This is a genomic window from Microbacterium sp. ZOR0019, assembly GCF_000800925.1.
Classification (GTDB): Bacteria; Actinomycetota; Actinomycetes; order Actinomycetales; family Microbacteriaceae; genus Microbacterium; species Microbacterium aurugineum.
Map to the genome: position 1 here is coordinate 35,994 of NZ_JRKC01000076.1, position 13,598 is coordinate 49,591.

9 protein-coding genes are annotated in these 13,598 nt (G+C 68.8%); 7 read left to right on the forward strand and 2 right to left on the reverse strand.

The annotated features are described in order from the left end of the window. Nucleotides 1–49: 49 nt before the first annotated feature. From L978_RS15450 to L978_RS15465, 4 genes are all read left to right on the forward strand, one after another. Nucleotides 50–1,738: an ABC-F family ATP-binding cassette domain-containing protein gene (locus L978_RS15450; protein ID WP_047524177.1), complete on the forward strand. Its 1,689-nt coding sequence runs from the start codon at nucleotides 50–52 to the stop codon at nucleotides 1,736–1,738. 145 nt (nucleotides 1,739–1,883) lie between these two features. Beyond that, the gene (locus L978_RS15455) at nucleotides 1,884–2,999 is read left to right on the forward strand and encodes a GuaB3 family IMP dehydrogenase-related protein (protein ID WP_047524178.1); all 1,116 of its coding nucleotides are present in this window, start codon (nucleotides 1,884–1,886) and stop codon (nucleotides 2,997–2,999) included. A gap of 58 nt (nucleotides 3,000–3,057) precedes the next feature. Further along, on the forward strand, nucleotides 3,058–3,816 hold the full coding sequence (locus tag L978_RS15460) for an SURF1 family protein (protein ID WP_052193804.1): 759 nt from the start codon (nucleotides 3,058–3,060) through the stop codon (nucleotides 3,814–3,816). Nucleotides 3,817–4,083: 267 nt separating this feature from the next. After that, complete coding sequence (locus L978_RS15465) at nucleotides 4,084–8,673, forward strand: ExeM/NucH family extracellular endonuclease (RefSeq protein ID WP_231555079.1); 4,590 nt, start codon at nucleotides 4,084–4,086, stop codon at nucleotides 8,671–8,673. A 71-nt stretch (nucleotides 8,674–8,744) separates the two neighbouring features. On the opposite strand, the gene L978_RS15470 is transcribed toward L978_RS15465, so the two are convergent. Both L978_RS15470 and L978_RS15475 read right to left on the reverse strand, forming a co-directional pair. Next, on the reverse strand, nucleotides 8,745–9,368 hold the full coding sequence (locus tag L978_RS15470; RefSeq protein ID WP_047524180.1) for a glyoxalase: 624 nt from the start codon (nucleotides 9,366–9,368) through the stop codon (nucleotides 8,745–8,747). Between the two features lie 103 nt (nucleotides 9,369–9,471). Then, complete coding sequence (locus L978_RS15475; protein ID WP_047524181.1) at nucleotides 9,472–9,906, reverse strand: hypothetical protein; 435 nt, start codon at nucleotides 9,904–9,906, stop codon at nucleotides 9,472–9,474. Nucleotides 9,907–10,096: 190 nt separating this feature from the next. Here L978_RS15475 and L978_RS15480 point away from each other — a divergent pair, with 190 nt between their 5' ends. Genes L978_RS15480 through L978_RS15490 form a run of 3 tightly spaced genes read left to right on the forward strand, consistent with a single transcriptional unit; the run spans nucleotide 10,097 to nucleotide 13,589 of the window. Then, nucleotides 10,097–10,609: a DUF3817 domain-containing protein gene (locus L978_RS15480; RefSeq protein WP_047524182.1), complete on the forward strand. Its 513-nt coding sequence runs from the start codon at nucleotides 10,097–10,099 to the stop codon at nucleotides 10,607–10,609. Further along, the gene (gene guaA / locus L978_RS15485; protein ID WP_047524183.1) at nucleotides 10,606–12,192 is read left to right on the forward strand and encodes a glutamine-hydrolyzing GMP synthase; all 1,587 of its coding nucleotides are present in this window, start codon (nucleotides 10,606–10,608) and stop codon (nucleotides 12,190–12,192) included. The genes L978_RS15480 and guaA overlap by 4 nt, the downstream gene beginning before the upstream one ends. Nucleotides 12,193–12,200: 8 nt before the next feature. Then, the gene (locus L978_RS15490) at nucleotides 12,201–13,589 is read left to right on the forward strand and encodes a glycosyltransferase (protein WP_047524184.1); all 1,389 of its coding nucleotides are present in this window, start codon (nucleotides 12,201–12,203) and stop codon (nucleotides 13,587–13,589) included. Nucleotides 13,590–13,598 lie beyond the last annotated feature (9 nt).

Genomic DNA, 13,598 nt, shown 5'->3' on the forward strand with positions numbered 1-13,598 from the left:
ATAGCCTGGTCGGCTCGGCACATGCGGGGCGGAAGGACGGCCACGCACCGTGGGCTACATCGATGTCTCCAGCGTCTCACTGACGCTCCCCGACGGCAGACCGCTTCTCGACGAGGTGACGTTCCGTGTCGGCTCCGGGTCGACGAGCGCGCTCATCGGCCCCAACGGCGCGGGCAAGACGACGTTGCTGCGCATCATCCGCGGCGATCAGTCCGCCGATGACGGGGTCGTGACGATCGAGGGCGGCCTGGGCGTCATGGACCAGTTCGTCGGTCACGGCGAGGCCGGGGAGACGGTCCACCACCTGCTCGTGCGCGTCGCGCCCGCGCGCATCCGTACCGCGGCCGAGACGCTCGAAGCTGCGGAGAACGCGCTGATCGAGCGCGACGAGCACGACACGCAGATGGCGTATGCGTCGGCGATCGCCGAATACGCCGATGCCGGTGGATACGAGCACGAGACCGTCTGGGATCAGTGCACGGTCGCGGCGCTCGGGGTGCCGTTCGAGCGGGCGCGGTTCCGCGAGCTCACGACGCTGTCCGGGGGCGAGCAGAAGCGGCTCGCACTCGAAGCGCTGCTGCGCGGACCCGACGAGGTGCTGCTGCTCGATGAGCCGGACAACTACCTCGACGTCCCGACGAAGCGCTGGCTCGAGGAGCAGCTACGGGCGACGCCGAAGACCGTGCTGCTCGTGTCGCACGACCGGGAACTCCTGGCACGTGCCATCGATCGGCTGATCACGCTCGAGCCCGGTGGCGCGGGTGCCACGGCCTGGGTCCACGGCGGTGGATTCGGTACCTATCCGCAGGCGCGGGCGGACCGGATGGAGCGGCTTGACGAACTGCGTCGTCGCTGGGATGAGCAGCACGAGAAGCTGCGCACCCTCGTCGCGAACCTCAAGGTGAAGGCGTCGGCGAACGACGGCTTCGCGTCTCGGTACCAGGCGGCGCAGACGCGGTTGCGGAAGTTCGAAGAGGCGGGTCCGCCCGAGGAGCGCCCGCCCGCGCAGGATTTCGACATGCGCCTGCGGGGAGCGCGCACGGGCAAGCGCGCCGTGGTGGTGCAGCGCCTGGAGCTGACCGGGCTGATGCGGCCGTTCGACACGGAGATCTGGTACGGCGATCGCGTCGCCGTGCTCGGCTCGAACGGGTCGGGCAAGTCCCACTTCCTGCGCTTGCTCGCGCGTGGTGGCAGCGACCCCGACACCACGCTCGGTCACGTCACCTCGTCGGGGGAGCAGCTGAGCGTGGTCGAGCACACCGGCGCAGCGACGCTCGGAGCGCGGGTCGTGCCCGGTCTGTTCGCGCAGACGCACGCGCATCCGGAGTTCGTCGGGCGCACGCTCCTCGACATCCTGCACCGGGGTGACGATCGTCGCACCGGGATGCCGCGCGATGCCGCGAGCTCGGCGCTCGACCGCTATGGGCTCGTGCGTCAGGCCCTGCAGACTTTCGACTCGCTGTCCGGTGGACAGCAGGCACGTTTCCAAGTCTTGTTGCTCGAGCTCTCCGGGGCGACGCTGCTGCTCCTGGACGAGCCGACCGACAATCTCGACCTGGAGTCGGCCGAGGCACTGGAACAGGCACTCGCGCGATTCGAGGGCACGGTGCTGGCCGTGACACACGATCGATGGTTCGCGCGATCGTTCGACCGGTTCCTGGTGTTCGGCTCGGGCGGGGACGTGTACGAGTCCGACGAACCGGTCTGGGATGAGCGCCGCGTGGCCCGCGCCCGCTGACGATACGGAGGCCGGAGGGGCGGGTACGCACACTGAGAGTCCGCGCGTGGGGATCACCTTCGCCACATCCGACGACCATCAGGAGCCGGGCCGCGTGCGTCCGCCCGAGCCGACCCCCGCTCCCGGGTAGGCTGGACGAGTGACCATGGAGATCGAGCTCGGCCGAGGAAAGCGCGCACGTCGCGCGTACACGTTCGACGACATCGCGGTGGTGCCATCGCGGCGCACGCGCAACCCGGAGGACGTGTCGACCGCATGGACGATCGACGCCTTCGGCTTCGACATCCCGGTGCTGGGAGCGCCGATGGACTCGGTTGTGAGCCCGCAGACGGCGATCATGCTCGGACAGCTCGGCGGGCTCGGCGTCCTCGACCTCGAGGGTCTGTGGACGCGTTACGAAGACCCGGAGCCGCTGCTGGCGGAGATCGCCGGACTCGACGAGGGCGAGGCCACCGTCCGGATGCAGCAGCTGTACTCGGAGCCGATCAAGCCCGAGCTCATCACCCGCCGACTCGCCGAGATCCGCGAGTCCGGCGTCACGGTCGCCGGTTCGCTGACGCCGCAGCGCACCCAGGAGTACTACGACACGGTCGCCGCAGCGGGCGTCGACCTGTTCGTGATCCGCGGCACCACCGTGTCTGCCGAGCACGTCTCGAGCGTCGCGGAGCCCCTCAACCTCAAGAAGTTCATCTACGACCTCGACGTCCCCGTCATCGTCGGTGGCGCGGCGACCTACACCGCGGCCCTCCATCTCATGCGCACGGGCGCAGCAGGTGTGCTCGTCGGTTTCGGCGGCGGGGCGGCATCCACGACGCGTGCCACTCTCGGCATCCACGCGCCGATGGCGACCGCGGTCTCCGACGTCGCCGCGGCTCGCCGCGACTACCTCGACGAGTCCGGGGGCCGCTACGTCCACGTGATCGCCGATGGGGGCGTCGGCACCTCCGGCGACATCGTCAAGGCGCTCGCGATGGGGGCGGACGCCGTCATGCTCGGTGTCGCGCTCGCTCGGGCCACCGATGCGCCCGGCCGCGGCTTCCACTGGGGTCCCGAAGCCCACCACTCGAAGCTGCCGCGAGGCCGTCGTGTCGAGGTCGGGGGAATCGGCACGCTCGAGGAGATCCTCTACGGCCCGGCCCCGGTCGCCGACGGCACCGCGAACCTCATCGGCGCGCTGCGCAAGTCGATGGCGACCACCGGATACTCCGACCTCAAGGAGTTCCAGCGGGTCGAGGTCGTGCTCGCGCCGTACGAGGCCTGAGGCACAGCGCTCGACCGTGACGACTCCTGCTCTGTTCCCCCCGACCCTCCGCGAGGTCATGCTCCGGGGGCGCTGGATCGGGGTGCTGCTGCTGTGCCTCCTCGTCGCCGGGGTGTTCGCCTGGCTCGGTCAGTGGCAGTTGGAGCGCGCGATCGACACCGATCCGCCCCCCGCCGGCCAGACCGAGCAGGTGCAGCAGCTCACCGATGTCGTCGAGCCGGGTGAATACCTCCCCGAGCCGCTCGTGGGCCAGCGCGTCGAGACCTCGGGGCGCTGGATCCCCGAGGACTTCATCGTCGTGTCGAGCCGTTTCAACGACGATGTCCCGGGGTTCTGGGTGACCGGACAGTTGCGGGTCGCAGAGCGCACGTCGATCGCCGTCGCGATCGGGTGGACCCCCGATCGGGAGACCGCGGATGCGGCCGTGCGGGAGCTCGAAGCCGACGCGGACGGGTCAGAGGTCGAGGTGACCGGTCGGGTGATCTCGGACGAAGGACCCCGTGTCCCTCCGCACTCCGCGCCCGAGCAGTTGGACCGGATGTCGCCCGCCGCTCTGCTCAGCCGATGGCACGACATCGAGCAGCTTCACGTGTACCGCCCCTACCTCGCCTCGACCACGGCGTCCGCGGGGCTGGTCGACATCTCGTCGCCCGCACCCGAGGAGATGTCGCCGGTCAACTGGCTGAACGTCTTCTACGCGGTCGAGTGGGCCATCTTCGCGGGCTTCGCCTTCTACCTCTGGTACCGCCTGGCGAAAGACGCGTGGGAGCGCGAGGTCGAGGAGTTCGAAGACGCGCTCGGTCGGGAAACCACCTGATCATCGCGCGCATCCGCGCGCTCGACGGTGCGCAATTGTGTGCTCCCGTGCGGCGATAGCGACCTTCGTCAGGGGTCCCTCGGGCCATCCGGTGAGCGCTCGGTGACGAATCGGGAAACTCCGTTGAGGATGTCCTGACCGCTCCGTATGCTCGCACCATGTGAGCGCGCTGGGAGTTTCCCCTGTGTGCCGTGACAGTCCTGAGAAGTGTCGAACCCGACCGAGGAGACAGCACCGATGATGTCCGCCCCAGACGAGAGGAACCGCATGGTTCCGGTCTCGCACCGTAGAAGTCGGGGGCGCATCGGCGCTCTCGCCGTGACCTGCGTCGCCGCGCTGAGCTTCGGCTCGCTGGCCGCCGTTCCCGCCGCAGCCGACACCACGGGCACGGGGGTGGTGATCAACGAGGCGTATCTCTCCGGCGGCAGCGCGGGGGCGGCCTTCAAGAACAAGTTCGTCGAGCTCTACAACCCGACGTCCGCCGCGATCACCCTCGATGGCATGTCGCTGCAGTACCGGTCCGCCAGCGGCACAGGCGCCTTCAACGGTGTGGCCGCGCTCACCGGGGAGATCCCCGCCGGCGGCTACTACCTGGTGCAGGGCAACAGCAACGGCGCGAACGGTGCCGAGCTCCCCACGCCGGATGCCGTCACCACCCTGACTCCGAGCGGCACCAACGGCACACTCGCCCTCGTCGAGGGCACCGCCGCCGTCACTCTCACGCCGGGTTCGACGGTGGGTGTGGACGGTGTGGTCGACCTGCTCGGCTACGGCTCGTCGAACACCTTCGAGACGAAGGCGGCCACGGCGCCGTCGGGGAACACCGACGTCAAGTCGTTGAACCGCACGGGCGCTGTCGACACCGACGACAACAGCGCGGACTTCACGCTCTCTGCGACGATCACCCCGCAGGGCTCCGGCGGCACCGGCCCCGGAACAGACCCGGGTGAGGATCCGATCGCGGCGACGATCGCCGAGGTCCAGGGCACGACCGATGTCTCCCCGCTGAACGGCCAGACGGTCGAGGTCGAGGGCGTCGTCACGGCGGACTACCGCACGGGCGGCTACAAGGGCATCGTCATCCAGACCCAGGGCTCCGGCGGGGTGACGGATGCCACGCCGGGCGCCTCGGACGGGGTGTTCGTCTTCCTGAACGCGCTGTCCCCGACACTCGAGATCGGCGACCTCGTCTCGGTGACCGGTGCGGTGAGCGAGTACTTCGGGCAGACCCAGATCGCCCCGGCTGCGGCCGGTGACGTCGCGGTGCTGACCGCGGGAGTCGGCGTCCCCGCCGTCACACCGCTGCCGGACTCGGTGCGCGGTGCCGATCGGGAGCAGTACGAGAACATGTACGTGGCACCGGAGGGAAGCTACCGCCTGGCCTCCAGCCACCAGCTGTACAACTACGGAACGCTCTGGCTGAACGCCGGTGAAGACCTCGCGGTGAAGAGCACGGAGACCACGCGCCCCGGCGACGAGGCCACCGCGATCGCCGCGGCCAACCGCGCTAACCGCATCCTCCTGGATGACGGCTGGTCGATCCAGGTCACGAACAGCGGCCACCCCGGCGAGCAGCCGTACTTCACGAAGGACACCGTCGTCCGCAACGGCGACGTCGTGGACTTCAGCGACAACGGCTATGTGCTGCAGTGGGGGTTCGACGACTGGCGTCTGCAGCCGGTCGTACCGATCGACGATTCCTCGTCGGCCGACCTCAAGGTCGGATTCGAGGCGACGAACCCGCGGACCGCGTCGGCTCCGGAGGTCGGCGGCGACGTCCAGGTGGCCTCGTTCAACGTCTACAACTACTTCACGACGCTGAAGAGCGAGAACTCGAACGCCCGGGGTGCGGCGAACGCCGCGCAGTTCGCGATCCAGAAGTCGAAGATCGTCGCGGCGATCAACGGTCTGGACGCCGAGATCGTCTCCCTCATGGAGATCGAGAACTCCGTGAAGCTGGGCAAGCCGATCGACTCGGCGCTCGAGGATCTGGTCGCCGGCCTCAACGACGACGCGGGCGCCGAGGTGTGGGACTACGTGCCCACGCCCGACGCGCTGAACGACGCGGCCACCACCGACTACATCACGAACGCCATCATCTACAAGAAGGATGCCGTCACGACGGTGGGCGACAGTGCCACCGTCACGGATGAGAGCGTGTGGGGCAACGCCCGCGAGCCCATCGCCCAGGCGTTCGACATCGACGGCCGTGTGGTCACGGTCGTGGCCAACCACCTGAAGTCGAAGTCGCCGCCCCAGGGCGCGGGCGCTGAGCCGGCCGACGGGCAGGGCTTCTTCAACGCCGACCGCGTCGTGCAGGCGAACGCGATCCTCGCCTTCACGGAAGACCTGGAGGAGACGACGGGCAGCGGCGACATGCTGCTGATCGGCGATTTCAACGCCTACAGCGAGGAGGACCCGATCGACGTGTTCACCTCGAAGGGGTGGAGCGACCTGGTCGCCGATACGGCATCGGGGCAGTACACGTACACGTTCGACGGTGAGCTCGGTTCCCTCGACCACGTGATCGCGTCGCCGTCGCTGGCCTCGTCGATCACGGGCGCCGGAGTCTGGGGCATCAACTCTCCGGAGTGGAGCGACCGCGGCTACGCGTTCGGCGCCACCGAGGAGGGCACCCCGTACCGCTCCAGCGACCACGACCCCATCATCGTCGGCGTCTCCGCGGAGATCCCGCCGGTGAGCATCGACGTCGTCACGGTCAACGACTTCCACGGAAGGATCGAAGCCGACGGCGCCGCCGCGGGAGCCGCGGTGCTGGCAGGGGCTGTGAAGCAGTTCCGTGAGGCGAACCCGAACACGATCTTCGCCGGTGCCGGCGACCTGGTCGGCGCCTCGACGTTCACCTCGTTCATCAACGACGACAACCCGACGATCGACGCCCTCAACGCGGCCGGTCTCGACGTCAGCGCAGCGGGTAACCACGAGTTCGACCAGGGCTGGGAGGACCTGCGCGATCGGGTGCAGGACCGCGCGGACTGGGAGTACATCGCCTCGAACGTGTTCGTCACCGAGACCGGTGAGCCGGCGCTCGCCCCCGCCTGGGTCAAGGAGCTCGACGGTGTGAAGGTCGGCTTCATCGGAGCCGTCACCGAGGACCTCGACTCGCTCGTCTCGCCGGAGGGCATCGCGGACCTCGAAGTCCGGAGCATCGCCGATTCCGTGAACGCGGTGGCCGACGACCTGCGTGACGGCGACGAGTCCAACGGGGAGGCGGATGTCATCATCCTGCTCGTGCATGAGGGCGCTTCCAGCGTCGAGCTGTCGAGCATCACCCCGGATTCGCCGCTCGGCGAGATCGTGTACGGGGTCGATGAAGACGTCGACGCCATCGTGTCGGCCCACACCCACCTCGCCTACAACCACGTGATCGATGGCCGCCCGGTCGTCTCCGCGGGGCAGTACGGCGAGAACCTGGGCCTGATGAACATCCAGGTCGACGCCACCACGAAGGACCTGATCTCGATCACCAACGAGATCAAGCCCCTCACCGAGGCCGGCAAGCCGCTCTATCCGGCAGTGCCGGAGGTGCAGACGATCGTCGACAAGGCGAAGGCCGAGGCCGATGTCCTGGGAGCGATCAAGGTCGGCGACATCACGGCGGACTTCAACCGCGCGCGTCAGACCAACGGCTCGGAGAACCGCGGTGGAGAGTCCACCATCGGCAACTTCGTCGCCGACGTGCAGCAGTCGTCCACCGGCGCCGACCTGGCTCTCATGAACCCGGGCGGTATCCGCGCGAACCTCACGTACGCGTCCTCCGGAGCATCCGATCCCGACGGCAACGTCACCTACCGAGAAGCGGCGACGGTCCAGCCGTTCGCCAACACGCTCGTGACGCTCACGCTCACGGGTGCGCAGCTGAAGAGCGTGCTCGAGGAGCAGTGGCAGCCGGCGGGTTCGGCACGTCCGTTCCTGAAGCTCGGGGTCTCGAAGGGGCTGGTCTACACGTACGACCCCGCAGCGGCACAGGGTTCGCGGATCACCTCGATGACGCTCGACGGCACGCCGGTGGATCCTGCGGCGGACTACACGGTCGCGGCCAACTCGTTCCTCGCTGCGGGAGGAGACAACTTCTCCACCTTCAAGGAGGGCACGGGCAAGCGCGACACCGGCAAGATCGACCTGCAGTCGATGGTCGACTGGTTCGACGCGAACAAGACCGCCAGCCCCGATTACGCCCAGCGCGCGGTCGGTGTGTCGGTCAGCCCGGCGGACGCCGACGGGTACAGCGCCGGTGACCAGGTCACGGTGTCGCTCTCGTCGCTGGCGTTCAGCGCGGGCGAGCCGGCTCCGGGAGAGGTGTCGCTCTCGCTGGGAGACACCGTCCTGGCGACGGGTGCGGTGGATCCGACGATCGTCGACACCACGGATGAGGGCGGTCGTGCCGCTCTGACCTTCACGGTTCCGTCGGGTGTCTTCGGCGAACAGGTCCTGACCGTCGCGGTCGCCGGGACGGGGACCACCGCGCAGGTGCCGTTCACGATCGCCGGCGAGGAGGAGTTCGCGGGCACGATCGCCCTGGGCTCGTCCAAGGTGTCGGCGGGCAAGAACCTCAAGGTCACCGGCCAGGGGTACGAGCCCGGTGAGACGGTGACGATCGAGCTGCGCCCGAAGAAGGGCAAGCCGGTCGAGGTCGGCACGGTCCAGGTGTCCGCGGACGGCACCTTCAGCACGCAGGTGACGGTGCCGAAGAGCGCTCCCTCGGGCAAGTGCACCGTCGCGGCGGCTCAGGCCGATGGCGACGAGGCGACCGCCACGGTCAAGGTCAACCGCGCCGGCGGCATCATCGGTGCGATCCTCGACTGGCTCTGGGAACTCCTCACCAGGTGGTTCTGATCCGTTAGTCGGATGACACGCACGAAGGCCGTCGGGAGTGCTTCCGGCGGCCTTCGTCATGCCGTCGGAACTCAGGCGGTCACCGTGACCGGAGCCCACACGAACCCGTCGGGGTCGACGGCGGCGCCGAGCGCACCGTGGACCGTGAGCCGATGCGAGCCCGACCCGGCCGCCGGAACACCCGCATCCTTGGCGAGCGATGCATACCGATACAGGCCGAGGCCGATCGGGCTCGCTCCCGTGTCGAACTGCACGTAGCTGCGGCCGAAGCTCTTCGCGACCGGGACGCCCCGGTCCGCATAGAAGTTCTTCGACGCGACCACATCCTTCGCGCCGAGCAGGAGGATCATCTCGTCGATCGTGCGGCTCGGGGGAGCAGTGTCCTTCTTCGCCGACGTCGCGACCTTCCAGATCGCGCCGTCCGGTGCCTGGATCGTGCCTCCGACACCCCAGAGGGACTTCGAGACGGGGCTGATCACGCGGGCGCCGGCGGTGACGGCAGCGTCCACGAGGGCGCGGACGTTCGCCGGCTGCGAGACGACGAGCGACAGCGTGTACCCGCGGAAGCCGGAGGTCTCGGCATCCGCGGTGCGGAGGCGCAGGCGGTCACCGAGGTCGAAGGCCTGCGTGTAGAACGAGCGGGCGGCGTCCACGTCCGGGACGTCGAGGGTGAGGGAATCGATCGTGGTGTTCATGCAGGAGACGCTACGGAGGCTCCGCGGGGGCCGCTTCTCGATTCCTGATCGATGTGCGGAGGCCCGGACGCTGCTGTCAGAGAGTCAGGACCCGCGCGTCTGCCTACGGAAGCGACGGGCTGGCCACTATCGGATAGGTGACGTCCTCGCCCCGGTGCCTGACTACTTGAGTGAGGACGCTCCCGCTCGCGAGATAGGAGGTCTCTACTGCGTTGCCTGCAGCATCCGTCGCCCGTGGCGCAGCGATGATCGCGATGATGAGTTCGATGTTCGGCGTGCCGGATGGGCGGGTGACGAGCGCGGAACCGCTCCTGTGGAGCGAGACAGTGGTCCCGGTGCCGAAGTCATAGCTGTACTCTTCCGGCTGCTCAGCAGACGCGATGAGTGTATTCGTCTTCACGGAGCTTGCCGCCGTCATCACCGTGACGGACGGAGCAGCCGCGGCGGCGGCGAAGGCAGGTGCCTCTCCCGCGAGCAACAGGCCTCCGATCATGGCACCCGCCACCAGCGTGGACAGTCGATACTTCGGGATACGCATCGTGTTACTCCTTCGTGATGTCACCGTGACACTTCGACCGACCATAGGGAAGAACCGATGATCTGTCTGTCGGCCATTCGGAGGACATGACGCGCGCCCCGGATTCTCGGACATGAGGTGGCGAGATGATCGTCCGGGAAGGAAACCAGGACAGGCTCGGGCCCCCATCGACGCCGACTAGACTGGACGCATGCCCGAACCGAAAGTCGCCAGCTTTCCGGCGATCCGCGGTGCGCTGAAGTTCTACCAGATCGCGTCGATCATCACAGGAGTCATGCTGCTCCTGCTGCTGACCGAGATGGTGCTGAAGTACACGCCGATCCACCTCGAGCTCTTCCTGGGCGGCTCCGGAGGACCGCTCTGGTTCGCCGGCGTGCTCGCCGGGCCCGACTGCCAGTGGTGGTCGCTCTTCGCCCCGATGACCAACTCCTGCGAGATGACCTCGTTGGGCGACGGGTTCAACCTGTCCCTGTTCATCCTCGTGGCGCACGGGTGGTTCTACGTCGTCTACCTGTTCGCGTGCTTCCGCATGTGGAGCCTGATGCGCTGGCGCTTCCCGCGCTTCATCATGCTCGCGCTCGGCGGTGTCGTGCCGCTGCTGTCGTTCTTCATGGAGGCGGTCGTCGCCCGTGAGGTCAAGACCTATCTCGCCACCCGAGAGGCCGCCGAGGCCTCCGCCCCCGCCCCGGAAGGTGTCCGTTGACCGAACAGTCCGAGACCCAGCAGCGTCCTGCGCTCGTCGTCGACTTCGGCGCGCAGTACGCGCAGCTGATCGCCCGCCGCGTCCGTGAGGCGGGCGTCTACAGCGAGATCGTGCCGCACACCGCCACGGCTGCCGAGATCGCCGCCAAGAACCCGGTCGCGATCATCCTCTCCGGCGGACCCTCGTCCGTGTACGAGGAGGGGGCGCCGCGCCTCGACCCCGCGGTCTTCGAGCTCGGTGTCCCGACCCTCGGCATCTGCTACGGCTTCCAGTACATGGCCCAGACCCTGGGCGGCGAGGTCGCCCACACCGGCCTGCGCGAGTACGGCGCCACCGATGCCGTCATCACCGGCGACGGCGGAACCCTGCTGGGCGGCCAGCCCGCGGAGCAGAACGTCTGGATGAGTCACGGCGACCAGGTCGCCAAGGCCCCCGAGGGCTTCGACGTGCTCGCCACGACCGAGGCCACCAAGGTCGCCGCGTTCGCACACGAGGAGCGCGGCTTCTACGGCGTGCAGTGGCACCCCGAGGTCAAGCACTCCGACCACGGCCAGCGTGTGCTCGAGAACTTCCTCCGCAAGGGGGCGGGTCTGGCCTCCGACTGGAACAGCGGCAACGTGATCGCCGAGCAGATCGAGCGTATCCGTGAGCAGGTCGGCGAGGCCCGCGTGATCTCCGCGCTCTCCGGTGGCGTCGACTCCGCGGTCTCCACCGCCCTCGTGCACAAGGCGATCGGCGACCAGCTGACCGCGGTCTTCGTCGACCACGGTCTCCTCCGCAAGGGCGAGCGCGAACAGGTCGAGAAGGACTACGTCGAGTCGACGGGTGTGCGGCTGATCACGGTCGACGCGGCCGACACGTTCCTCGGCCACCTGAAGGGTGTGACCGACCCCGAGGAGAAGCGCAAGATCATCGGACGCGAGTTCATCCGCGCGTTCGAGAAGGTGCAGCTCGACCTCGTCGCCGAGGCCAAGGCATCGGGCGGCGCTCCGGTGAAGTTCCTCGTGCAGGGCACTCTCTACCCCGACGTCGTCGAGTCCGGCGGCGGAGCGGGGACCGCGAACATCAAGTCGCACCACAACGTGGGCGGCCTCCCCGACGACCTCGACTTCGAACTGATCGAGCCGTTGCGCGCGCTGTTCAAGGACGAGGTCCGGGCGATCGGCCGCGAACTCGGCATTCCCGAGGCCATCGTGGGGCGTCAGCCGTTTCCGGGGCCCGGTCTCGGTATCCGGATCATCGGTGAGGTCACCGCTGACCGTCTCGAGATTCTGCGTGAGGCCGACGCCATCGCCCGCGAAGAGCTGACGAAGGCCGGACTCGACCAGGAGATCTGGCAGTGCCCGGTCGTGCTTCTCGCCGACGTGCGCTCGGTGGGTGTGCAGGGTGACGGTCGCACCTACGGCCACCCGATCGTGCTCCGTCCGGTGTCGAGCGAAGACGCCATGACCGCCGACTGGACGCGCCTGCCCTACGACGTGCTGTCGAAGATCTCGAACCGCATCACGAACGGCGTCCGTGACGTCAACCGTGTCGTGCTCGACGTCACGTCGAAGCCGCCGGGGACGATCGAGTGGGAGTAGGGGGCTCGGTGCTCCCCGATGCGGCGGCGGCTCTGCCCGACGCCGAGTACCTGGTGCTGTCGAGCCGGTTGATCCCGGGACTCGACGGCGGGTACACGATCGCCACGCTCGCGCGCGCCCGGCAGCTCGCCGGGGCGGGAGTCGCCGACGGGGCGGGACCACAGCTCCTCACGTTCGACCCCGGGACCGCTGCGGACCACGCCGCGCATCGGCGCACTTTCGTCGAGCACGGGGCACTCGAGGACTCGTCGCGCCTGCGAAATCTGTTCGACGAGGCGGTGGAGCCCAGCGGCGGCGCGGCGGGATGGCTGAGGGTGGCCGCCGACTCCGCGGTGGCCGCTGACCCCGGAGTCGAGTACCGGGTCCTCCGGGACACCGAAGACCGTCCTTTCGTGGCGCTCCCGGTGATTCCCGGCAACCCGGACTGGCACCTGACCGACGAGCCGGTGCTGGTGTTCGACGCCGACGGTGAGGCTGTCGGAGCTCTGCACGGGTTCCGCGGTCTGTACCGGGCCTGGCTCGACCACGTCACCGCTGCCTTCGGCGATCGCCCCATCGTCGTGATCTGCGAGTCTCGCCAGCTCGGTGAGCTCATCGCGGACTGGTCCGACCCGCGGGTGCGCATCGTGCACACGATCCACACCATGCACGTCGAAGCGCCGTACACCCCGGACTCGACCATGAACACGCTCTGGACGCGCTGGTTCCGGCTCGCCGACCGGTTCGATGCCGTGATCTGGCCGACCGCGACCCAGCGCGACGACGTGGTCGCGCGGTTCGGGGACACGGCTTTCCACGCGGTCGTCCCCAACCCGATCGCCCCCGTCGCTCCGCGCCCGGATCTGCGGGAGGACGGGCTCGTCGTCGTGCTCGGGCGCCTCGCTCCCGGAAAGCGCGTCGACCATGCGATCCGCGCCTTCCTCGCCGCCGATGTGCCGGGTGCGCGGATGGAGATCTGGGGCGGCGGGCCGGAGCAGGAGCGTCTGCAGGCGCTGATCGATGAGCTCGGCGCGGGGGATCGCATCGTGCTCGCCGGGTACTCCGACGCCCCGGGGACGGTGCTCGACCGCGCGTCCGTCCTGGTCACGTCCACGGCTTTCGAAGGCCAGCCGCTCGGCGTGGTCGAGGCGCTGCTGCACGCGACTCCCGTCATCTCGTACGACGTGCGCTACGGCATCCGTGATGTGCTGCAGCGCGGTGGCGGGATGCTGGTGCCGAGCGGCGACATCGATGCGCTCGGCCGAGCGATCCGCACGCTCCTGACCGACCCCGAGCGTCTCGCGGCGTTGAGCGCGGAAGCGCCGTCGGTCGCCGCGGCCTGGAGTCCCGAATCCTCGCTCGAGGCCCTCACCGCCGCGATCGCCGCCGCGGTCGCCGCTCCGCCCCGTCGCGCCTGACCCCGCCCC